Annotated in this window: 20 protein-coding genes; 8 read left to right on the forward strand and 12 right to left on the reverse strand. The window is 58.8% G+C overall.

Going from position 1 to position 22,856, the window contains the following annotated elements; genetic code table 11:
* The 6 genes from ACIREA_RS06600 to ACIREA_RS06625 form a co-directional block, all read right to left on the reverse strand.
* Positions 1-236, reverse strand: a 236-nt coding sequence (locus tag ACIREA_RS06600) for a hypothetical protein (protein WP_397381470.1), incomplete at its 3' end; no start/stop codon positions are given.
* A 450-nt stretch (positions 237-686) separates the two neighbouring features.
* The gene (locus tag ACIREA_RS06605) at positions 687-1,499 is read right to left on the reverse strand and encodes a RecB family exonuclease (RefSeq protein ID WP_397381471.1); all 813 of its coding nucleotides are present in this window, start codon (positions 1,497-1,499) and stop codon (positions 687-689) included.
* Positions 1,496-2,020 carry a hypothetical protein gene (locus tag ACIREA_RS06610; RefSeq protein WP_397381472.1) on the reverse strand — a complete coding sequence of 175 codons (525 nt, stop codon included), beginning with the start codon at positions 2,018-2,020 and terminating at the stop codon, positions 1,496-1,498. Before ACIREA_RS06610 ends, ACIREA_RS06605 begins: the two co-directional genes overlap by 4 nt.
* A gap of 138 nt (positions 2,021-2,158) precedes the next feature.
* The gene (locus ACIREA_RS06615; protein ID WP_397381473.1) at positions 2,159-2,371 is read right to left on the reverse strand and encodes a hypothetical protein; all 213 of its coding nucleotides are present in this window, start codon (positions 2,369-2,371) and stop codon (positions 2,159-2,161) included.
* A 130-nt stretch (positions 2,372-2,501) separates the two neighbouring features.
* On the reverse strand, positions 2,502-3,569 hold the full coding sequence (locus ACIREA_RS06620) for a hypothetical protein (protein ID WP_397381474.1): 1,068 nt from the start codon (positions 3,567-3,569) through the stop codon (positions 2,502-2,504).
* Between the two features lie 42 nt (positions 3,570-3,611).
* Positions 3,612-4,763: a tyrosine-type recombinase/integrase gene (locus tag ACIREA_RS06625; RefSeq protein WP_397381475.1), complete on the reverse strand. Its 1,152-nt coding sequence runs from the start codon at positions 4,761-4,763 to the stop codon at positions 3,612-3,614.
* Positions 4,764-4,923: 160 nt separating this feature from the next.
* Between ACIREA_RS06625 and ACIREA_RS06630 the strand changes: the two genes are divergently transcribed.
* From ACIREA_RS06630 to hemB, 3 genes are read left to right on the forward strand one after another with little or no spacing between them, the layout of a single operon-like run.
* Positions 4,924-5,274 (forward strand): hypothetical protein, encoded by a 351-nt coding sequence (locus tag ACIREA_RS06630; RefSeq protein ID WP_397381476.1) that lies wholly within the window; start codon positions 4,924-4,926, stop codon positions 5,272-5,274.
* A complete protein-coding gene (locus tag ACIREA_RS06635) occupies positions 5,274-5,732 on the forward strand; it encodes a type II toxin-antitoxin system VapC family toxin (RefSeq protein ID WP_397381477.1) in 459 nt (152 codons plus the stop codon). The genes ACIREA_RS06630 and ACIREA_RS06635 overlap by 1 nt, the downstream gene beginning before the upstream one ends.
* Before the next feature lie 46 nt (positions 5,733-5,778).
* Entirely contained in the window at positions 5,779-6,753 is a 975-nt protein-coding gene (hemB, locus tag ACIREA_RS06640) for a porphobilinogen synthase (RefSeq protein WP_397381478.1), read from the forward strand.
* A 184-nt stretch (positions 6,754-6,937) separates the two neighbouring features.
* Here the strand turns inward: hemB and ACIREA_RS06645 are convergent, their stop codons facing one another.
* The 5 genes from ACIREA_RS06645 to ACIREA_RS06665 form a co-directional block, all read right to left on the reverse strand.
* The gene (locus ACIREA_RS06645; RefSeq protein ID WP_397381479.1) at positions 6,938-9,838 is read right to left on the reverse strand and encodes a DUF1553 domain-containing protein; all 2,901 of its coding nucleotides are present in this window, start codon (positions 9,836-9,838) and stop codon (positions 6,938-6,940) included.
* 60 nt (positions 9,839-9,898) lie between these two features.
* A complete protein-coding gene (locus ACIREA_RS06650; RefSeq protein ID WP_397381480.1) occupies positions 9,899-13,639 on the reverse strand; it encodes a hypothetical protein in 3,741 nt (1,246 codons plus the stop codon).
* 23 nt (positions 13,640-13,662) lie between these two features.
* The gene (locus ACIREA_RS06655; RefSeq protein WP_397381481.1) at positions 13,663-15,033 is read right to left on the reverse strand and encodes a S1C family serine protease; all 1,371 of its coding nucleotides are present in this window, start codon (positions 15,031-15,033) and stop codon (positions 13,663-13,665) included.
* An 87-nt stretch (positions 15,034-15,120) separates the two neighbouring features.
* On the reverse strand, positions 15,121-15,828 hold the full coding sequence (locus ACIREA_RS06660) for a class I SAM-dependent methyltransferase (protein ID WP_397381482.1): 708 nt from the start codon (positions 15,826-15,828) through the stop codon (positions 15,121-15,123).
* Between the two features lie 119 nt (positions 15,829-15,947).
* Positions 15,948-16,199 carry a hypothetical protein gene (locus ACIREA_RS06665; RefSeq protein WP_397381483.1) on the reverse strand — a complete coding sequence of 84 codons (252 nt, stop codon included), beginning with the start codon at positions 16,197-16,199 and terminating at the stop codon, positions 15,948-15,950.
* Positions 16,200-16,350: 151 nt separating this feature from the next.
* Here ACIREA_RS06665 and ACIREA_RS06670 point away from each other — a divergent pair, with 151 nt between their 5' ends.
* From ACIREA_RS06670 to purU, 5 genes are all read left to right on the forward strand, one after another.
* Positions 16,351-17,412 carry a hypothetical protein gene (locus ACIREA_RS06670; RefSeq protein WP_397381484.1) on the forward strand — a complete coding sequence of 354 codons (1,062 nt, stop codon included), beginning with the start codon at positions 16,351-16,353 and terminating at the stop codon, positions 17,410-17,412.
* Positions 17,413-17,574: 162 nt separating this feature from the next.
* Positions 17,575-18,597: a phosphate acyltransferase PlsX gene (gene plsX / locus ACIREA_RS06675; RefSeq protein WP_397381485.1), complete on the forward strand. Its 1,023-nt coding sequence runs from the start codon at positions 17,575-17,577 to the stop codon at positions 18,595-18,597.
* Positions 18,584-19,603 carry a beta-ketoacyl-ACP synthase III gene (locus ACIREA_RS06680; RefSeq protein WP_397381486.1) on the forward strand — a complete coding sequence of 340 codons (1,020 nt, stop codon included), beginning with the start codon at positions 18,584-18,586 and terminating at the stop codon, positions 19,601-19,603. The genes plsX and ACIREA_RS06680 overlap by 14 nt, the downstream gene beginning before the upstream one ends.
* A gap of 247 nt (positions 19,604-19,850) precedes the next feature.
* The gene (gene proB, locus ACIREA_RS06685) at positions 19,851-20,627 is read left to right on the forward strand and encodes a glutamate 5-kinase (RefSeq protein ID WP_397381487.1); all 777 of its coding nucleotides are present in this window, start codon (positions 19,851-19,853) and stop codon (positions 20,625-20,627) included.
* A gap of 12 nt (positions 20,628-20,639) precedes the next feature.
* Positions 20,640-21,500, forward strand: coding sequence for a formyltetrahydrofolate deformylase (purU, locus tag ACIREA_RS06690; protein WP_397381488.1), 861 nt, complete (start codon positions 20,640-20,642; stop codon positions 21,498-21,500).
* A 392-nt stretch (positions 21,501-21,892) separates the two neighbouring features.
* Here purU and ACIREA_RS06695 read toward each other — a convergent pair.
* Positions 21,893-22,856 (reverse strand): glycoside hydrolase family 75 protein (locus ACIREA_RS06695; protein WP_397381489.1); only part of this gene is annotated, 964 nt, incomplete at its 5' end.

Genomic DNA, 22,856 nt, shown 5'->3' on the forward strand with positions numbered 1-22,856 from the left:
GCGGTTCCGATGACAAACAACAGCAGGGCGCCGAACGCGAGACTGCCAGTAGCAATCTTCCAGCGGTCGGCGATGACGTGCTGTTCCGACATTTGCTCTTCGAGCTTGGAGATCTTCGAGCGGTATTCCGGACCGAGGTCCGGCGGTGGGGGCGGTGGATCGTCGAAGAACCAGCCTGCGTACGTGTTCGGCGTGAACAGTATCAGCAGGCCCGCGATGAGAATGAGATGTTTCATAGTTGGATGTGGGGATGGGCCGCAGGCCGGCACTCGTGGTGAGCGCCGACCTGCAGCAGAGTTTAATGCCATCGACGGCACTATGCCGACTGGCAAACTATGCCGGGTGGAGGGTCCAAACAGACGAGGTTTGGATGATTTCACCCGGCATAGTCTTCATGCTTTGTCCCCACCTCCAGGTGGTGGAAAGGACGAAACAAAATGAATGTATTCTTTGATGACAGACGAACATTCGAACGAATGCCTGAAGGCGTGCTGGGGCAGTATGTGCCCCAGTATCGTGCCCTTGAAAGCAGAGGACTCACTGTTGGCCTTCCTCAGAAGCCTGTGAACCCTGAAAGAACTATGCCGGGTGATGGCTCGCGAATCTGGCGTGCTGAGTGGCACGCTGGAGTTTGAAGCCTCTTCACCCGGCATAGTTTGCCACCCGGCATAGTGCCGCCTATGGAGTTAACTCCATAGGCGGCATTCGTTATAGTACTCGCAGCTTGAGCAGTGCATCCCAGGCGAAGGGATGAAGTCACGACGCTGCAAACCTTCGAGGTAAGCCTCCATTTGCCGAAACAGCCGCGTCTCTTGCGGTGGGCTCATGGCTGGCAGTGTTGTTATGACCACTTTGGGGTTTTTGAGTTTGACCAGATGGTGAAGCTGCATGCCTGCTTCCTGAGCGCCGGTGTTGTGCCGGTACAGGATGGCGTAGCTGCTGGTCTGGATCTCAGTGCTGTGTGCGACCTTGTCCGCGTTGGGGGTCGTGGCGCTGGTCTTGTAGTCGATGATCTGGTGTTGTTGCACCAGATCGAGAATGCCGATCAGACGGGGCAGCCCGTGCTGTTGTAGATCGGCCTCCACCGGGACTTCCACGGCGTCGGGTTTAATCTCAGCAGGGACATGACTTTCGCGCAGGTAGGTGTCGAGCAGACGCCAGCCGGTGGTTTTGTCGGCTTCTTCCTCCCCGGATTCCCATTCCACCGATCCCTCGGTGTCGTCCGCCCAGGCTGTCTGGTAGGTCTCATGGACCACCTTGAGCGAGAGCGGCTGCTGCACCCAGCGTGCCTTGTTCCAGGCCTTCAACACGGCGTGAACCGCATTGCCGAGATGGAGCGAGGCCGTCTTGGGTTTCTTGAGCTTGAGCACGTAGCGGAAGTAGAACTTCAACCTGCATTGCAGGAACAGCGACAGCCGTGAAGCTGACACTGTTGCCTGCAATGAGGTAATGATGTCCTGCTCGCTGCGCTCTGGTGCTGAGGCAGCGGGCGTGTTCATGCGGCTTGGGCGGTGGGGTGTTGCTGCCAGCGGGTCTGGCGTGGTGCGGGTTTGCCGGCTTTGACGAGCAGGTCCTCAATCAATTGAGAAGCCTGCATCTTGTTGAGCTGCTTGACGCCGATGCCGAAGAGCTGCTGGGACAGATCCTCCGCCACCTGTTTGGTGATGCGGGCGTTCTCGTTGACGATGCGCAGGATGAACCCGCGCTGACCGTCGGTGCAGTTCCAGCGATCCGTGACGGGCGGTGGAGCGGGACGATTGTTGCCGTTAACCGGGTAGGTGCGTCCGTTTGTCTGTGGCGCTGCATGCCCGTTCCCGTTGGTATTGGCCGTCGGGACGTAACCGGGGTGTTGGATTTCCTGATCGACGGAGTGCTGCAGCAACTGGTAGAGCTTCTGCACTTCGGCTTCGACCTGGGTGATGTCACTGAGTTCGACTTCAACGGAGGCGCTGAAGCTGTGGCTGCTGTATTGGGGCAGACCGAGTTTTTTGCTGTAGTTGGCGTTGAGTTTGATGGCCATGGTGGTGTGTCTCCTGATGTGGGGTGGGTGTTGCTTGGGTGGATGAAAAGCCGCCACATGGCCCGACAACAAAACACCCGGCCCCTCTTGCGAGAGAACCGGGCAAGTGAAGTGGGATGCCGTGACGACGTGGTGCGGCTAGCCGGTGATGCCAGCCTCCTGAATGCGGCCCTGAGCCGGGACGCTCATCTGCGTAGCAGCGATGCTCCATCCCTGCGTGTGTTGCAGGGATGAGGTGAGCAGATCGTTAACCAGTTGCGTCATGGGACGGCGTAGCCGCCGGCCTTCATGGTACAACGCGCAGACAATGACGCGGTCGATGCAGGGCGAATAATGGGTTCGCCGGGGCATGTGGGTGGATGAAAATGGCCGGGGGTAAGCCCGACCTCTCAATTTATTATAACGCGAATGGGCGGGGAATTGCAGGTCCTTTTTGCTGGGTCTCTTTGCTGTAACTTGTGCCTCATGCGACACAAGGGGGTTAGCCTGCTACGATTTGACCTGGTAACGCCGGGAGCGGAAACGATTTATAAATGAACGAAGGAAGAAAAGAGCTGAAAGGGCCAATGCCTTGACGATCCGATGAGGAAACAATGATTCTTTTCAGGGTGCTAAGATTCGCGATAACTGGGTCGATCTCAGATTTTTTTAGTGACGGGTCGATTCCAGATTTTTTTAGTGATTGCCCAAGTGGTCTGTTCGCATTTTCCAGATCAAATATTAGCTGCTCTGAATCATTTGGGGACCAAGCAAAGCTGGCTTGATGAAGGAGTGTTTTTAGGTGGAACATTCTCCCGATGACTGTCCATAAAATGTCCTTTTTCTTGAGACCTAGTTCTTGGGGGGAGTTGAATTCATGAAACTCTAGGTGACGCCACTCTTCGTCGCGAGCATCCGTGTGAATCGTTACGCGTTCGTCATGAAACAATGGGGCTTTGTGCAATTCCATAAGACGGACGAGGCTTACGAATGTTGCATCTAGATGTTGGGTGCGCTTTGAGCGCTTTGGGCGACTATCTCCAACTTTCTCTTGAGGGGATTCGGAACCGGCCCAAAACTCCAGGCTGACCGGAGGATTCAATTCCCCGATGGGTTTGGGCAAATTTTTGCATTCGTCAGAAATGGCGGGAGTCACTTGGCTCCAAGACATTAGGTGAAATTGAACAATCCTGGCTTCTTCAGTTGTAAGCAATAAGTGATTCTGCATGAAAGCTCGTGAATGATGGAGCACGGAACCTGCTTTTGTGGAAATTGACGGAAGGCTCGTTTTGCTCGGGAGTTCTAGAATCATGCGAATGCATGACCAAAGACTCGCAATGTCGTCATCTGTTTGATTGGACTTTCCGCGTGGTTTTGGACCCCGCTTAGCGTTCCTGGGATTGTTGACTTCTCTTGCTCCCACTTCGACAAGCGCCTGAATGATTTTTGCTGCGTTTTTGCGTTCTTCAGATGTGATTTTTCCTGGATTCTTGAGCGCGTTCCAATGCTCCGTACCGATAGTATTTGCGAGGGTTAGCGCCCACGGCGCAGGTGAATCAGGAATATTCATCGCGATTCAGTTCTATTCATTTCGGCTCCGCTTGCAAACAGCTTATTTTTTGTGCGAAAGCATAATATCAGGAAGTGCGTCTGCCGCCTTCTGCATTGCTTCGCTTCCGACGTGGGTGTAGCGGGCTGACACCTCCTTGCTCGAATGGCCAACAATCGCCATGACTACGGATTCCGGAATGCCCGCCTCTTTCATCAGTGAGATGGCTGTATGACGCAGGCAGTGGAACGAAAGCTCCTGAGCCTCGCGACGGGCTTTTTGCCCCTTCTTCGGGCTCGCTTTTGGCGATGGCTTGCGCAAACCCGCATCTATCAGTAGTTCGGAGAACTGGTTTCCAAGCCTGCCTGTTCTGCCTTCCCGTTCCCAGGTGCCGTTGGCTTTGGGATGCAAAGGCGCGCGTGGATCGTCTGAGGAAGGCATGGATTCCAAATGAGACGCCAGCGGACCCGCGATGGGAAGAATCAGCGACTTGCCGGTCTTTTGCACGATGATTGTGATTTCCTTCTTCTCCAAGTCCACGTTGCACCAACGCAACATTGCCACATCTGAAATGCGCAGGCCAGTGTACAGACCGAACAGGATCATGCTCTTCCATTCATCATTGGCGACAGCCAATACACGCTTTACCTCCTCCAATGTAAATGGACGGCGATTAGCATCTGTGCGTCCCTTTACGGTTTCGATGAATTCCGTTGGATCATCTACCAAAAGATGATCTCGTCGCGCTGCTTTGAACAACGCTTTTACCGTCTTTATGTCATGATTGACTGTCTTTGGGCTGACTAGGGTGATGAGTTCGTTTCGATAGGTGAGGACGGTTTTTGCATCAATTTCGCTGATGTCTGACTCTGCGCGTTCTCCGAGAAAAGTGAGGAACTTCTTCACCGATCCCCGATAGAAAACGAGCGTTGCAGGCGCTGTGCCTTTCTTTTCAGCAAGCCAGTTGTCGCAATGCTCTTGAAAGGTGAGGGTGGCAACATCCTGGCCTGTGATTGTCTTGTGCAGCTCACCAATGACAGTTCTGATCTGCCGGACCGTCTGCTTTTGCCGTGCGGCCAACTCATAGCCATCAGCAATCTTCTGTGCGTTTGCACGGTTGGTCTCCTTAGTTGAGCGCTTCAGCCGACGACCTGCACGGTCGGTAAAGCACGCGAAGAAGAATTTGCTTTCAGGATGTTTCCAGAGGCTGGCCACCTGTGAACATAGCTAAGAACATCCAGTTTTGTCCAGCGCTGTCCGGTAAAAATTAAATGGTTCATTAATAACGAATTAACACTTTCATGGACGTGTGTGGATTGCGATTTTTGACTCGGGAGTTCAAATCTCCCCTCTGCCACCACGATAACCCCCACACGTGGTAGGCATCATCAAACGTTGCGAATGGATACGTGGCTCAGCCCTGTCCATTTTCATTTCCGGCAGCACTTGCCATAAACCGGCAAAACGATTATTCTTGAGAGTTATGTCCACCCTGACACTCGATCAGACCTCGCGCATCGAAAGCCTGCTGGCTGCCGGTGAGTTGGTGTTTTTATCGAAGGCTGGAAAAAAGCTGGGGGTCATCATTCCAGCTGTGGAGAAAGCGCACGGAGTGCCATTGCCTGACTTTCGCGCCCGTCTCCGTCAGACTTGGGGCAGTCGCGTTTTCAGCGATGATGAAGTGAAAGCGATGCGCGAGGCCGAGATTGAAAACTGCCACAGCTGATGCACTGCGCAGACACCTCCTTTCTGTGTTCGCTGTACCGGCAGCAAAGCCATTCGGAAATGGCTATTGTCACTCTTGAAGACATTGGCGCTCCGATAGTGATATCTCCTTTGCTGTCTTATGAATTCCGGCAGGCCGTCAGATTCCAAGTTTTCCTGCGCTCAAGTGATGCCAGAAAGGGGTATTTGGAGACGGAAGCCATGTCAATGCTGGCGCAATTTGAGATCGATTTGGATTCAGGCATGGTCATCGAAGCGGGTGTGAACTATGCAGCTGTGACTAAAGAGGTTGAGCGTTTGAGCGAACGCTACACGATGAAACGCGGGGCGCGTTCCTTTGATCTGCTCCACATTGCCACGGCACTGCAATGGCAGGCCACAGTATTCCTGAGTTTTGACGCTTTGCAGCGTGACATCGCCGCGTTAGAAGGTCTGAACGTTTTGCCGGCGATGGCCTGATTCGGCGTTTGCCCTCGGCTAGCCTCCCCTCGTATAATCACGGCAGATGAACCTTCCGATCCGCCCCCGCCGCAACCGCCAGTCTCCCGCCATCCGCGATCTCGTACGCGAGACGGAACTGACACCGGGCCATTTGATTTATCCGCTCTTCCTGCAGGAAGGGGATACCAACACTCCCATCGCCTCGATGCCGGGCTGCACACGTTGGAGCCTAGACGGTCTGGTCAAAGAAGCCGGAGAAGCACACGCACTCGGCGTTCCTGCCGTCGTTCTGTTCCCGCGTATCCCTGATGAACTCAAAACCCGTGGCGCCGAAGCCTGCCATGCGGATGACGGCCTCGTGCCGCGTGCGATCCGTGCACTGAAGAGCGCGCACCCCACGCTGACGGTGATCACCGATGTTGCGCTCGATCCCTACAACAGCGACGGCCACGACGGCCTCGTGACCGATGACGGCCGCATTTTGAACGACGAAACCGTGGCCGTGCTCTGCCAGCAGGCGCTCTGCCACGCACGCGCGGGTGCGGATATCGTCTCACCGAGCGATATGATGGACGGACGCGTGGCCGCGCTGCGCGCTGCGCTGGATGGCGCTGGATTTCAGGCCGTTTCCATCATGAGCTACACCGCCAAGTATGCCAGCGCCTACTATGGCCCCTTCCGTGGCGCGCTGGACTCCGCTCCAAAGGCAGGAGACAAGAAGACCTACCAGATGGACCCCGCCAATGCTCGCGAAGCACTGCGTGAAGCCGCGCTTGATGAAGCCGAAGGTGCCGACATCCTCATGGTGAAGCCCGCAGGTCCCTATCTCGACATCATCGCCAAGCTTCGCGCCGCCACCACGCTGCCCATCGCTGCCTATCAGGTCAGCGGCGAGTATTTGATGATCAAAGCCGGTGCCGCAGGTGGATGGATCGACGAAACCAAGATCGTCAACGAATCCCTCATCGGCATCCGCCGTGCCGGCGCGGACATGATTCTCACGTACTTCGCGAAGCAATGGTCCGCTGCGTGGCGCTGAGGATCTGAGCGCCCAATTAGCCTTAGCCAGATGTGACTCCTCGCGCCAAAGCGCTCCGCAGCCTGCATTCCAAACATGCCAAATCTCAACTCGGCCACCACCACTTCCGAGCATCTGCCCCAACGTTGCTTCATGGTCCCACACTCATCCGGCAGAGCTTGAGGATGACAGTGCTCCCAATCGGTTAATCCAAGAACCGAAACTCCGGCGTGGACCACAGCGTCTGGATGAAGCGCGCCCAGAGGTCGCGCACGTCATCCGCGCTGGCATTGCCGGACAGGCTGGATTCGAGGAATTCGCGGACCTGAGTCTGCTCCTTCTCCGTGGGGGAGCGCTGCAAGGAGTTCTGGAACGCGGCATCAATGCGCTTCTCAGTCTCAGGCGATGACTTGAGCACCACATCTGCAGCATGGCGCGCCTGCTCGATGACCTTCGGGGAGTTCATCAGAAAGAGCGCCTGCGTGGCGACGGTACTGGTGGTGCGCTGGGCGATGGGCTGGTTGATGTCGGCGAAGTCGAAGACTTCAAACAGCGGGTGGCGCACATTGCGAAAAGCGGCGGTGTAAAGGCTGCGGCGTGTGTCGAGGAATTGGTAGCCGTATTCGATGTTCTGAATCTTCTGATCGTTGGCATCCACCGCTTTGACTTCACTGACCCCAGGTCCGCCAAAGGCGCGGTCCAAGGTGCCTGCTGCAGCAAGCATCCCATCACGCAGGCACTCGGCATCCAGGCGTTTGCGGTTCATATGGCTAAGCAGGCGGTTGTCCGGATCCATCGCTTGCCGGGCAGCGGAGGCCGCACTCGTGGAAGCCATACGGTAGGTGCGGCTCATGACCATCTGCTTGACGAGATGCTTCAGGCTCCAGCCATCCTCAATGAACTTGAGGGCGAGATAATCGAGCAGTTCAGGATGACTCGGCGCTTCTCCAGTGGAGCCGAAGTTATCGGTGGTGCGGACGATGCCCGCGCCAAAAAGCCAGTGCCACACGCGATTGACCATGATTCGCGCCGTCAGTGGATTCTCACGCGAGGTGATCCATTGCGCCAGTTGCAGGCGGCCGCTGGCTTCGGCGGGAATGCCAGGAGCATCGCCATGGAGCGCTGCCTGAATGAACCCACGCGGCACGCTGGCGCCCAGATTGCGAACGCTGCCGCGAATGTGGATCTTGGCGTCTTCGGGAGCGCTGTCTTCCGCCACGGACATCGCCTCGGGGCGGTCAGGAATGTCCTTTTGCAGAGCCTTGAGTTCTTTCTCCAGCCCGGCGAGCTGCTTCTGGAGCTTTTGGATGGCGCTTATCTGTCCTTTCAGTTCATCAAGCTTCTGCCGCTGGATCTTGATGGTGGCGGGCAATTCCTTCGCGACCACCGGAGCATTGGCGACCGGTTCATCGGCAGGCAGAAACTGCACGGCATCCACCGTCACATAGCCCTGCGAACTGGCATTGGAGATGAGGACAAAGCCCTGGCCGTTGGCCTCAAACCGGTAGGTGCCCAGTGAAGCAAACTGCAATCCTTTCAAGCCCTCCGTGAGCATCTTGACCTCCTTCAGCTCCTCGCCATCGGCATGCAGGATGGTGACGGTGGCGCTCTCCGCACGGTCAGGGCCGCCGTTGAAAGCCAGGCGCACCTCGTAGCGCCCGGTCTTCGGAATCTTCGGTGTGAAGGTGACGGTCTTTTCGCCTTTGCCTTCGTTGTTGTCACTGAGATAGCCTTTGCCAATGTAGGGCGCATAGCTGGTGGACTGCTTCCAGATACCGACTTTTTGCGCCTCGCTGTCATCCACCACGATGCCCGGGAGGTCACTCACTGCGATGGTTTTGCGTCCCCGTAAATCCGCACTGCCGGCATCCCGCAGGCTGTCTTTCAGTACTGCTATCTGGCGCTTGAGCTCATTCACCTGCTGCTCGTGTTTTTGCATGGTGGCCTCGGCATCACCCTCCAGCGGCAGCGGGGTGTCGATCCAATGCGCGACGTTGTCGGTGTAGTTTCTGAGCGTCTTCGTGCTGCGCAGGATGCCCGCGAGTGCGTAGTAGTCCCGCGCAGAGATGGGATCAAACTTGTGATCATGGCAGCGTGCGCAGCCGATCGTGAGGCCGAGAAAGGCGCGGCCCAGCGTGTCGAGCTGTTCATCCACGATGTCCATGCGCAGCATGCCTTTGTCCTGCTCCTCGTAGTTCGTGGGACCGAGCGCGAGAAATCCTGTGGCCGTGACTTGCCTGCGGCGGGCTGCGGAGTCTGTGGCTGGCAGCAGATCACCCGCCAGATGCTCGGTGATCATGCGGTCCACCGGCACATTGTCGCGGATGGCTTCGATGACGTAATCACGGAAACGCCATGCATCTTTGAAGGGCAGGGAACGACCACCGCCGGAGGACTCCGCAAAGCGGGTGATGTCCAGCCAGTGCGAGGCAAATCGCTCCGCAAAAGCACTGGAGGCAAGCAGTTCGTCCACCCGCTTCTCATAGGCCTGCGGCGTCAGCGGCGCAGGCTGGGACAGGTCCGGCGGCAGTCCCGTGAGGTCAAAGGCCAGCCTGCGCTGCAAAATAGAAGTGCTCGCATCTGGCGCTGGCGCGAGCTGGTTGGCCTCCAGTTTGGCAAGGATGAAGCGGTCGATGTCATTCGCAGGCCATGCGGTGTTTTTCACCACGGGCACCGGCGCAGCCTTGGGCGGCTGAAAGGACCAGAAGCTGGCATCGGCACGGGCGGACTTCGCTTTGCCACCGGTGCTGGCCACGTCATCGCGCGGATCAGGCGCACCGGATTCGATCCAGAGCTTGAGGTCGGCGAGTTCGCTGTCCTTGAGCTTGCGCTTGGGCGGCATCCGTAAATCTCGGTCCGCATAGCTCACCGCCTGCCAGAGCTTGCTTTCGGCGAGCTTCCCAGGCACCAGCGCAGGACCCGAATCGCCCCCGGTCTGCCATCCGGCACGCGAGTCGAGCCGCAGGCCACCCTTCTGCTTGTCGGGGCCGTGGCAGTCGATGCAGTTCGCGATGAGCAGCGGGCGGATGCGCTGCTCAAAATGCGTCATGTCCGCAGCACTGGCGGCGGCGGAAAGAGAAGCGAGAAAGAGGGCGCGTCGGATCATCAGAGGTGCGAAGGCAAACGAGACCCGTCAGGAGCGTCTTTCAGGCCGTGAACCCCAGTCTCACTTCACATTCATGAGACCTTCCCGTTGATAAACGGGATTTCGCTTGAAGGGCAGCACCCCCGTGAACGCTTCTGAGACGGAACTGAAGCTTGCCAGGTCGCGTTGCGTGGCACCATGCCAGAATTCCACGGATTTTTTGGGCGGCAGCGTGACTTCATATTCGATTTTCAACAGTTTGGCCGAGGGCCAGGAAACCTTGGGCTCGGCGGCAGCACCACCCTGGTAGAAAGCGAGCGCCGTCGCCGGCCGTTTCGGCCCGGAGAACTCCACAATCAGTGAACCGCCGAGCGCCGCGCCCGTTAAAGACGCCACGGATGGCTGCACCAGTTTCCCGCTGGCATCGTACAGCGCCTTCACCGGTTCGGCAAAGGTGCTGACATAAGCCACATGCGCGACCACCGGCTGGTCCGTTCGATTGGTGACATTGTCGATGATATGGGGCAAAGTCTGGTCCCCCGAGCGCCTGATGGATCGCAAGACGGAGAGTCGCTTGTCCAGCGACGATCCATTAACGGTGGACATGAACGTCATTGTTTGCAGAGAGGCCCAGGAAACATCGCGAAAAATGAACATGCCGGGGCTGCTGAATGGCAGCGGCGCGCCATCAATCCACATCTGATGCGCGGAAGACGTCGTGCTGCTGTTGTTCAGACTTCCGCCAGCATCGATCTCCCACTGCTCGCCAAACTCGTCGGGGATACGGCGTGAATTGGGATGGCGTGGCGGGATAGTGGTGTCGTGCTCACTTGTCAGGCCAAAATTGACCCCATGACGCCGCACGGATTCCACCGTCAGGATGCCATGATCGGTCACCTGCGGCACCGAGATCTGCGCGGGCGACTCGCCATCCTTCAAGGTGACCACACGCAGCGCATGAATCGCGCAGCGTGTCTCCCCGGGCACCAGCGCTACGGAATGCCTGACGGTGAGCGTGCTGGTCTCCTGCTTCCACATCAGCCGCGCCGTCGCGCTGCCGGAGGCGCTGCGAAACATGAACACCGGCACAGTTGCCGCCGCGCCCTTCTCAGGCAGCGCGGCGATCCAAACGGCGTCCGCTGCGACCTTGAGAGCGCCATCCGGCTCGATCACCACAGGCTTGAAGCTGGAATCGATGAATGACTTGGTCAGCGCGGGAAACTGCACGTCAAACTCGACCATGACGTTTTTGTCTTCGTTGCCCAGCAAGGTGAAGGCGTCGGTGAAAGTCAGGAACGCACCGCCTGAGCCTGCTGGATTGCCCACTTGGCGGGACACCCAAACCTTCCCGGCCTGCCCTTCACTGATCTGGATGAGTCCTGCGGAAACATCGACATATTCGCGGCTTTGCAGCGGCCGGAACTTCAGGTCGCCGGGATTGGGGCGTGTTTCGGCATCAAAATTCATCTGGGCGCTCTGAAAACGGCTCAAATCAAACGGGTGCGTGAGCTGGTGCGCCTTTGATTCGAAAAGGGCGGAATCGACACGCAGCAGGCCGGCCTCCGGTAGACTTGCGCCCTTCGTCACCGTGCCGTTTTCACGAAAATCCCACAAGCCGCTGCCGAATCGATGCTCACGCCGCACGGTGGCAGAAGGCGCTGGTGAATTCGGCGTGGGAGTGGCAGCCGGTCTGGGTGGCGCAGTCGCCGGCGTGGCGGCAGCAGCGGGAGCTGGCAGCGGCGTGAGCTTTGCCACATCCCACAGCGAGATGGCGGTATTCTGGTGCCCGCACACCACCATGGCGCCGTCGGCTTGCAGCGCGAGGCAACTGATGTCGTTGGTCATCACTGGCGTCTGACCGATCAGTTTGCCCGTTTCGATCTCCCACACAAACAGGTGCTGCCGCTGCCGCACGTCGTCCATCAGCATCCAGGCGCAGCGTTTTTCATCCGCGCTCACCGCGGCCTTGATGTTGAGATCGGGAGAATAACCGCGCGCGGGTTTTTCGAAGTCGGGCAGTTTTGTTTTGCCGTCCAAGCTGCTGGCCCAGATGCGCGCATTCCCCTCACTGATCACGAACTGCCGCCGGGGCAGCACTGCGATGGGCTCGTAGCGGACCGTGGAGAGTTCCGCAACGGTGCCCTGCTGCAAATCCAGCCGCAGCCATGCGGAGTATGTCTCACCGAAGAAGGTGAAGCTGTCATCCTGGCCGAAAAACCAATGCTGCGAGCTTACTGGCGGCGTTTTGTCCTTGACCCCACGTGATATGCCAGCACCCAGTCCCCGACGAATCACGATCTGCTTGAGGCTGTTTGCCGTGATGAACCACTTTTCCGCAGGATCGACGAAGACACCGGAATAAGACCAATCGCCCAACTGAGCCGAACTCACCCCGCCAAATGCCAGCTCCGGTTTCACGATCAGGGGTGTTTCAGGTGGCGGACCGCTGAGTGCCGGCAGCTTCCACCGCAGATAATTGTCGTGTTCTTCCGCCAGGGCCTCCGTCTCATTGGCCACCAAAGCCAGGGTGTCAAAGGTGCTTTCGATCGAGCTATGATGATGCTGGCTCTTTAACCAGGCACGCGGCTTGCGGGTCGCCATGTCCCAGACCCAGATCCCTTCGGAATCGTTGCAGAAGAGCGTCCTGCCGTCTTTGGCAAACCGGAGCAGATGGGGACGGCGCACCGACTGGCGGTGCCGCGCTGGATTGGTGGCATCCGTTTCACGCAGGCTGATGATCTCCAGGCCATGCTCGTGCTCCAGCAGCAGATGTCCGCCGTCAGGTGACAGGGTGCCCCCCTGGCAGTGATCCAGCTTGATGCGTCGCGTCTTCTTTGAGGCAAGTTCTGTCACACGTGCGGAGTCATCGGAGACAAGGACGATGGAACGACCATCAGGCGTGAACAAGGCGTTGTGCAGAGTGTCTCCGACTCCCCCGCCTTCAGTGACGGGGTGGTAGTCATGGTCTTCATAAACAGCGCTCCATTTGCCGTTGGTGAGGCCAAGGCAGATGACCTCGCCGTTGCCTTCCAGCAGGATGTGCCTGCCATCCGGTGCCACAGATACTCCGCCCCGAAACTCCTCCAGCGGTGGGCAGTTCACCTTCACCGGCTGCAAAGTGCTCAGGGGCAGGCGCAGCAGGACGGTTTTCTCCTCTTCTTTGTGCTGCATCCAGACCTCGTCTGCACGCATCATCAGCCGCCATGACTGGAATTCGCTCCCTGACTCCCGCCCCTCGAAGTCATGCTGGCGCACCAGCATGCCACTGGCGGCATCGAGCAGGCGCAGGCTCTTCTGATTGCTCCAGATGCTCAGCACGACCACCATCTTGTCGTCGAGGGTGAACGCCGCACCCGTGACGAATTCGTTTTCGCGAATCGGCAGTTTCCACAGCCGTTTGCCGTCCTGCATCCGGAAACAGCCAAACGCCCCCGCCCGCCAGGCCATCCGGTTGGTGGCAGGATCAAGCGCCTCGTCGTCCTTGCGCGGCGACTGCGCGCAGAGCAGGTCGCCACGCTGCGAAACGCACCATGACTCCCCGACATTGAACATGGCTGTGCGTGCGGCGCGAAATGTTTTCGGGTCCGGTTTCCAGATGCTCAGCCGGTGCAGTCCGGCGGCGTATGGCTCGAGCGCGAATATTTGCCCGCTACGATGCCAGACTGGCGTGCCGCGCAGATAGCTTCCCGGTCCAGGAGTTCCCAAAAATCCAAGCAACGCCGGATTCTGCCCGTTCGCCTGTTCCAAACCGGGCTCAGCGCCATGTACTGGCATGAGCATCCAGGCAGTGAGCAAGAGTGCGTACCTAACAGGGGTGTTCATGATTGGAAGTGGTTGGCGGCAGGTTACTTCGCGGCGGGCAGTGGGAAGCCGATGTCGATCTGAGCGCCGGACTTTTGCTGCAGTCGCAGCAGCACCAGAGGTTTCTTGGGGCGCAGCCTTTCGATGAACCCCTCATCGCTGTCCTCCAATGAGCGGGTGACACCGTATCCGTTAACCCGCAGAATAAAATCTCCCGCCGCCACTTTGAGTGCGCCGTCCGCCGTTTTGAAATCACTGAGCGCCCGCAAGGCCTGAAAGTCCTTCGGCAGCAGAAGCTGATTGCGCAGCTTTTCGTTCACCAGCACCACACGCAATCCGGGGAGCAGCTCCCATTCCAATGCCTGGGGTGTTGGCTTGGTTCCGGGGGGCTCAATCAGGGCTGCCATGACGTCCTGCATTTCGTTGTTCCGCGTAAACGCGAGCTTCACGCGCTCTCCAGGTTGAAACGTCGTCATGCGCATGAGAAAGCGCGCACGGCTCGTCACCGCCTGCCCGTTCACAGCAGTGATGACATCCCCCGGCAGCAGACCGGCCTGCGCCGCCGGCTGTCCTTCCTCCACTTGCATCACCACGGCTCCTTTCACGGCGGATCCCAGTTTCAGCTCCGCGATCACGCCGTCCGTCACATCTGCCAGTCGAGCCCCGAGGAAGCCGCGCCGCACCTGACCGCTCTTCCGCAGATCCTCCGCCACCTTCAGCGCCAGATTCACCGGAACGGCAAGTCCTATGCCCTCCCCGCCATAGCGCGCCGTGTTCATGCCGATGACGCGACCGCGGCCATCGATCAGCGGACCACCGGAGTTGCCCGGATTGATGGCGGCGTCGGTCTGGATGAAATCCTGCAAACTGCTGGCAAGCCCGTGGATATCCGCACGTCCGGTCGCGCTGACAATGCCCAGTGTCACGGTCTGCTCCAGGCCAAAGGGGCTGCCCAGCGCCAGCACCACATCGCCCGGCTCCGTGCTGTCACTGTTTGTCATGGTGGCCGGCTGCCATGTGCCGCTCTTTGCCCGCAGCAGCGCCACATCCGTCGCCCCGTCCATGCCCACGATCTCAGCCGGAATATCCTCGGTACTGCCACGTGCCCGCAGCATGATCTCCTGAGCCCCGTTCACCACATGGTAGTTGGTCATGACCAGCCCCTCCTTGGTCAGCACGATGCCGCTGCCGTTGCCGTTGCCGTTGCCTGCGGAGCGGCGCGCATCGTGCGGCATGAGATCATAGCGGTCATCCCACCATTCGTTCTTGGGCTTCCAATGTCGGACCCAGATCGTCACCACGCTGTCACGCACAGCTCCCACGGCATTGCGATAGCTCAGCACGACTGTGCCTGGATTCGCCAGCGGCGCGTCATCCCGCGTCACAGTCGAGGTCAAATCCTGGGCTGCCGCCATGCAGGGCAGCAAGAAACAGCAGAGGATTAATCGCATTTCGGAAGCCTAATCAACAGCCTGCGAAACTGGCAATGAATTTTTCCAAACCTAACTTAGAAAAACCATCACGTGATGCTGGGAAAAACGATTCAGCACCAGTGGTTGCGACAGCCCAGCCTGCTTCGCCATCTGTGTAAGGTCAGCGAGAGTCTCGGGAAAGTCGTAGGCGGATACGTGGGAGCAGGCTTCGTCGAGATGCTCGGGCTGCACCTCCGTCCATTGCGTGCGCATGAAGTTCAGGTAGCCGTCGAGGTATTGCTCGCGCGTCTGGCCGTCCTCCCGCACGACATCGACCAGGATGAACTGACCGCCAGGAGCCAGGTGCTCGGCGCAGGCGGTGAAAAGGCGCTGCTTGTCTGCGGCATCCAGATGATGCACGGCAAAGCCGCTGAAGATGATGTCGAAAGCCGTGTCTGCGTTCTCCACAGCCTGCAGCATGTCCTTGTGGTGCAGCCCTGTGTTGGCGATGCCTTTCAAATTGGTGCGTGCTTCATCCAGAGCGGAGACGGAGAGATCCACGCCGTCATAGCTGGCCGGCGGGGCGAGTTTCAGGCAGGGCGCCAGGAAGCGGGCATTGCCACAGCCGAGATCGAGGAGGTGATAAGGCCCCTGCGCGTGGCGCTCCTGCAGCACCCCGGAGACGTGGTCGTAGATCTCACGATGGAACATGTAGTTCTTCTCAGAGATGGCGTCGTAGAGTGTCCAGGCTTTGCGAAAAAGGGCGGTGTTGTCGTCTTGAGTGAGGGAAAGGCTCATGTTTTGCGGGAAAGGGGACCGCTGCAATCGAGAGCGATCACAGCGGCGATGCCGTTGTGCACCTTTCTCACGTCAATACTGCTTTTCAACTCCGGCACCACCGGCATGCCAGCGAGTCTTTAATAAGGGCGCGGAACGATGATGTGCCCGCCGCCATGTGGGCGGTACCAGACGCCGCGATGATTGTAATAGTTCACACCACCGTGATGGTAGGGCCGTGCACCATAAGGCAGAACAACGGGGCGGCCAACGGGCCTGACGACAGGCCGGCCCACAGGTCTGACAATCGGCCGGCCATAGCCGGGGCCGACAACGCACGAGGCCAGCGAGAACAGAACAAGGGCGGAGCAGAGCAGATGCTTGAGTTTCATAGTGTGGATTGGGTTGACTTGGTTAAACTGCCCCCTGTTTGACGAACTTGCTGAAATTTATTTCACGCTTCTTGATCGAAAGGCTGTGATTTCCACTTTCGTTTACTGCCTCCCGTTTCACATTCTCTGCTCCCATCCCCCCGTTCCGTCCATGACTCCAGCCGAAGCCAAAACCCAACTCGACACCCAAGTCCGCGAAATCATCAACTGGCATTTCTCGCCAGAAACCGGCTGCCCCTTCTGGCTCGACTGGGCCAAAAACAATTTCGACCCCCGTGGCAAGGTGAACAGCTACGAGGACATCTTGGCAAACTTCCCACATTTTCAGGACGAATGGCTCCGCGATCAGCAGCCAGAAGTCTGGGTCCCCGCCGCCTTCAAAGGCAAGCCCTTCAACATTTTCGAAACCGGCGGCACCACCGGCATGCCCAAGCAGCGCATCGGTTGGAATGACTTCCGCGTTGATTACGAAGAGTTCAGCCACAAGCTCGACGACAAGCACTTCCCGCCGGGTGAATCATGGATCATGGTCGGTCCCACCGGCCCCCGCCGCCTCCGCCTCGCCGTGGAGCATCTGGCCAACTACCGCGGCAGCTCCTGCTACTTCGTCGATCTCGACCCCCGCTTCGTGAAGAAGGCCATCTCCAACAAGCAGTTCGACGTGGCCCGCCAGTACATGGACCACGTGATCGACCAGGCCGTGCTCATCCTGAAGAACCGCAAGATCTCCGCCATCTTCACCACACCCAAGCTCCTCGAAGCCCTCGCCGAAAAGGTTGATCTCTACTCCGTCGGCATCCGCGGCTGCTTCGTCGGCGGCACCACCATGACGCCTCAATACGTGCGCTTCATCGTTGAAGAAGTGCTGGAAAACCGCATCGGCTTCTACCCCACCTATGGCAACACCCTCATGGGCCTGGCCGCCAGCGTGCCGCTGACCCCGGAAGACAATTTCTCCATCTCCTACTACGCCCCTCAGCCCCGTGCTGTGCTGCGTGTGGTCGATCCCAAGAACACCGACCAGACCGTCGAATACGACGCCTGGGGCCGCGTGGAGCTCACCACCCTGACCAAGGAATTCTTCATGCCCCGCTTTCTGGAGCGCGACGAGGCCATGCGCCGCAAGCCCCGCGCCCCCTATGCCTGGGACGGCGTCGCCGACGTCCGCCCCTTCGGCGCGATGGAGAAAACCATCGTGGAAGGCGTTTACTAAACGCGCCGTTCAAGCCTGCGTTTTTTCAGCCGGGAGTGCAGCCACTGCACTCCCGGTTTGTTTTTGTCCGAGATGGCCAAAAACTCTCATTTGCATTCCCGCCCCCGCACGCTTTAAGACTCTTCTCCCGATACATTTGAAGACTCTCACGCAACCGCAGGAATGAAGATCGCACTGGATGTCATGGGGGGCGATTTCGCCCCGCAAAACCCCATCGCTGGCGTCAAGCTCGCCCTCGATTCGCTGCCCGCCATCACCAAATTGTTTTTGGTGGGTGTCCCGGCTGCCATTGAGCAGGAACTGCAGAAGCAGGGAATTTCCAGCCCGAAACTGGAGATCGTCCCCGCCAGCCAGATCGTCGAGATGTCTGACAGCGGCATCGACGCCGTGCGCAAGAAGAAGGACAGCTCCATCAGTGTTGCGGTTGATTTGGTCAAAGATGGCAAGGCAGATGCCGTGGTCAGCGCCGGGCATACCGGTGCCGCCGTCACCGCCTCTCTGATCAAACTGCGCACCCTCACGCACATCGAGCGGCCGGCCATCGCCTCGATCATGCCGTCCTTGACCAAGCACTGGGTGCTGATCGATGCCGGGGCCAATCCGGACAGCGAGCCCTCCCATCTGGTGCAGAATGCCATCATGGGCAGCGTCTTTGCCCGCCATGTGCTGGGCCGTGAAAATCCAAGAGTGGGCCTCATGTCCAACGGCACCGAGGCGGAAAAGGGCAATGCTCTGTGCAAAGAAACCGGCAAGCTGCTGCGGCAGACCGCGGGCATCAATTTCATCGGCAACGTCGAAGGTCATGACGTTTGGGAAACGCCGCCGGATGTCGTCGTGTGCGACGGTTTCACCGGCAATGTCATTTTGAAAAACGCCGAAGCGCTGGCCCATACCATTTTCAGCATGGTGAAGAGCGAAATTAAGAGCGGCTTTTGGACCAAGATCGGCGGTCTGCTGGCCAAGCCCGCCTTCAAGCGCGTCCACTACCGCACCAATCCCGACGAGGTCGGCGGCATGCCGCTGCTGGGCCTGCGGGGCATCACCATCATCTCCCACGGCAGTGCATCTCCGCTTGCCATGAAGAACGCAATCCGTCAGGCTTGCGAATCCATCCAACATCAGGTGGGGCCTCACATCGAAGCCGCCGCCACCGCCCATTCCATTTCCCTCCATGCCCGCTCCTAGTTCCCAGCCCTTTTGCGCCTCCAGCATCATTGGCACAGGCAGTTACATGCCTGAAAAAGTGCTGACCAACGAAGATCTGTCCAAAATCGTCGATACCTCGGACGAGTGGATCACCTCCCGTACCGGCATCAAAGAGCGCCGGGTCGCCGCACCAGAGCAGGCCACCAGTGACCTCGCTTCCGAAGCCGCACGCCGTGCCATGGCCAGCGCCGGAGTGGCTCCAGAGGACATTCAGCTCATCATCGTCGCCACCGTCACGGCAGACATGTTCTTCCCATCCACCGCCTGCTTTGTGCAGAAGAAGATCGGGGCCGTGAATGCCGTCTGTTTTGACATCTCGGCCGCCTGTTCCGGCTTTTTGTATGCCCTTCAGGTCGCGCGTCATTTCATCAACACCGGCAACCGCACCACAGCCCTGGTCATTGGCGCAGAAAAGCTCAGCAGCCTCATCAACTGGAAAGACCGCAACACCTGCGTGCTGTTTGGCGATGGCGCAGGTGCCGTGGTCATTCGCCGGGCCGATGAATCCGAAGCCGACGCCCCTGGACGCGTGCTTTCCACGGTCATGGGCACGGACGGCACTCTCGCTGACGTCCTCAAGGTTCCAGGCGGCGGCTCAGCTTGCCCAATCACCCCCGAAAACGTCGAGTCGCATCCCAATACCATCCACATGGAAGGGCGCGAAACCTTCAAGCATGCCGTCACCCGCATGCTGGAGGCCTCTCAGCAGGCGCTGGAAATCGCCGGCCTGACCGCAGCGGATGTCTCCCTCGTCATTCCCCATCAGGCCAATGCGCGCATCATCAGCGCCATCGCCGAACGCCTGAACCTGCCACTGGACCGTGTGTTCATGAATTTGGACAAATACGGCAACACTAGCGCCGCCACCATCCCCGTCGCTCTCGACGAAGCCAACAAGGCCGGCCGCCTCAAAAAAGGCGATGTCGTCCTCCTCGTCGCCTTCGGCGGCGGCTTCACCTGGGCCAGTTCCGTGGTGCGTTGGTAAGCTGTTGATTGGCCGCAAAGGAACGCAAAAAGGGCAAAAATTAGAGTCTGATCTGCTTTCGAATCGGGCACTGAAATACGGTTGGAATCCGTATGCCCTGGCGCAGCCGCCCCACGCCTCTTTTTTTTGAACCTCTTTGCGCCTTTTTGCGGCCATCTGTCTGCTTTTGCGGCCACCTCTCCGGCTTTTGCCCTTTGCATCGCAGCACACCCCGCCATATTCGCCGCCCCTCGTTTCCCCCTGACTCATGGCCTCCAAGCGCATCGTTCTCAAATTCGGCTCTGGTATTCTCACGCGTAAAGACGCGCCTGAACCCGATCCCGTGCAGCTGCGCAAACTCGTCGAGGCCGTCGCACTGCTGAAGCGTGCCGGGCATTCGGTCGTCGTCGTTAGCAGCGGTGCCGTGGCCTCCGGCCTGAAGCCGCTTGATTTCAAGCAACGTCCTACAGATGTGACCACCCTGCAGGCGCTCGCCGCAGTGGGCCAGACGCACCTCATGCACGCCTATGAATCCCTCCTGCGGGATCACGGCCTGCACGTCGCGCAGCTGCTCGTCACGCATGAAGATTTCGAAAACGCGGATCGCGCGCCACGCGTCAAAGCCGTGCTCGACCGCCTCATGGAGTTCTCTCAGGTGGTCCCCGTCATCAATGAAAACGACTCCGTCGCCATCGAAGAACTTCGCTACGGCGACAACGACAAGCTCTCCTCCCGCGTCGCCCGCTTCTGGGGCGCGGACGTCCTCATCCTCCTCACCAGCGCTCCAGGACTTCTGCGCGACACCAAGAAACCCGAAGAGGGTCCGATCCCTGTCGTCGATAACGTCGATGACGTGATCCACCACGCCGAAGAGGAAAAATCCACCCTTGGTACTGGCGGCATGATTTCCAAACTGCGCGCCGTGCAAGACGCAGTGCACGGCGGTGTGGAGTGCATCATCGCCTCTGGGCGTCATGCCGAGCAGATTCCGGGGCTGATCGATGGCCACGGCATTTGTACGCGTTTCCCGGCTTCACATTCGTAATCCTGATTCACCATGGCTTCTGCTGACATCGCAACACTCCTCATCCATTGCCCGGACCGTCCCGGACTCGTGCATGATGTGACCGGGTTCATTTTCTCGCATCAGGGGAACATCATTGATCTGCAGCAGCACATCGACCCCGAGCAGAACGCCTTTTTCATGCGGCTTGAATGGAGCCTGGAGAAATTCACACTCGACAAAGAAGAGATCGAATCACGCCTGCAGCCCATGGCGCGTCGGCATGAAATGCAGATGCGCCTGAGCTTTGCCAGCCAGCGCAAGCGCATCGCGCTGTTTGTCACCAAGGAGAACCACTGCCTGTACGATCTCCTTGCCCGTCATGAATCCGGCGACCTGCCCGTGGACATCCCGCTCATCGTCGCCAATCACGAGACCCTCCGGCCCGCGGCGGAACGCTTCGGCATTCCGTTTCATCACTTCCCCATCACGAAGGACAACAAGCTCGCGCAGGAGGCGGCACAGATTGAACTGCTGCGCCAGAACCGCATCGACACCGTCGTGCTGGCTCGCTACATGCAGATCATTAGTCCCGCGATGATCGCGGAGTTTCCTCACCGCATCCTGAACATTCATCACAGCTTCCTGCCTGCTTTCGTCGGTGCGAAGCCCTACCATCAGGCCTTCCAGCGCGGTGTGAAGATCATCGGCGCCACCAGCCACTACGTCACCGCAGACCTCGACGAAGGTCCGATCATCCATCAGGACGTCATGCGCGTCAGTCACGAAGACAGCGTCCAAGACCTCGTGCGTCTCGGTCGCGACCTGGAAAAAACCGTCCTCGCCAAAGCCCTTTGGTGGCACTCGCGTGACCGCGTGCTGGTCGTCAAAAACAAGACAGTGGTGTTTGATTGAGGATAGCGGGTAGCAACGCTGCCATGCATGAATGGCACTCAGCTAAGGCGAGATGTCGTTCGCTTCGCTTGCTTCTGGTCCTGCACTTACGCGAACGCGACAGCGTCTTGGAGTGCGTGCGGCAAGCCTGGGCGCGACGCCGCTTTCGCAGGCCGGACAGCAGGCTCAGGCCAAGGAGCATGCAACACCTCGCGAAAGCGGTGTCGGCGATGCAGGCTTGCGCCGTGCATCTCTGTCACCGCTTTGATTCTCTCTGATCACCCTTCGGGCAGCCTGCGGCTGTCTACCTCCGCTTCGCTTCGGTTCCAAGACGCTGTCGCGTGACTCGGGTGCCCCAGACCTCCAGAACGCACGACAACACCCCTTAACTGAGTGCCATTCATGCAACGCATTTACTTCTTCTTCGCTTTCGCCTTTGTCCCGCTCGATTTGGCAGGCGCAGCTTTCACTTCACCTGACTTCGTCGCTGTCGGTGGTGGTTCGATGGGAGTGAGAATGATAGGGCCCGTGGCAGGGCCGGGCAGGGGAGGCGTCGTGGCAGATGGCACTGCCGGAGGGATTGTCATTGTTCCTGGTGTGCCAGGGGTGACCGTGCCATCGGTCGGTGGCGGCGTGACGGGTGGTAGCTCCGGTTTCTTGAACTGGTCTTCCCAGGTGTGCAGCTCAAAACCAGCGCCCACGCCGCCCACTTCTCCCAGCAGAGCCAGGCATTTTTCCCGCCATTTGGCGAGATCTGGCGCACTGCGCTCCTTCTCCGCCGTGCCGGGAAAGATGAGGTAGGTCACCTTGAGATCACTCTCGGGCCGGATATACGGCGTGGCCTTGGGATTGATGGTTTTGGCCATGAGCAGCGAAGCTTCGCCCATCTTGAAACTGGGGCCGTAGTCGCCGCAGATGGCAGGGTAGATTTTTCCTTCGTGAATTACGGCTGCGTAGTCGCCGATCTGCGGCGTGAACTTGTTCTGATCCGCATAGCCTCGGAACAGCAGCGAGATGACGATGAAGGGGTCTTTATCCGCGATGAGACTGCTGCGCACTTTGAAGTCGGAGACCTCAAGCTTGAGCTGATCGATCATCACCTTGAGCTCCCGGTTACGCGATGAACTCAGTCCCTTCTTCGAGAATTCATCCTGCGCTTTTTGCAGGCGGTCCTCCCATTTGGCGAGGAGCGGGTTCGGGGTCTTCGTTGTCTTCGCCCACGCATAGCTCGTGAAGGGCTGGTAGTAGTCGGAGAGGTAGATGTACTCCTCCAGCGTCGGCATGCGGTCGCCATCCGAGCCGTCGGCCACGACATCCATCTCCGACTGCACGAGCAGGGCGCGGCGCTGCGTTGTCGGGTGGGTCAGTTCGAGGATG

The organism is Prosthecobacter sp., from assembly GCF_044373815.1.
GTDB lineage: Bacteria > Verrucomicrobiota > Verrucomicrobiia > Verrucomicrobiales > Verrucomicrobiaceae > Prosthecobacter.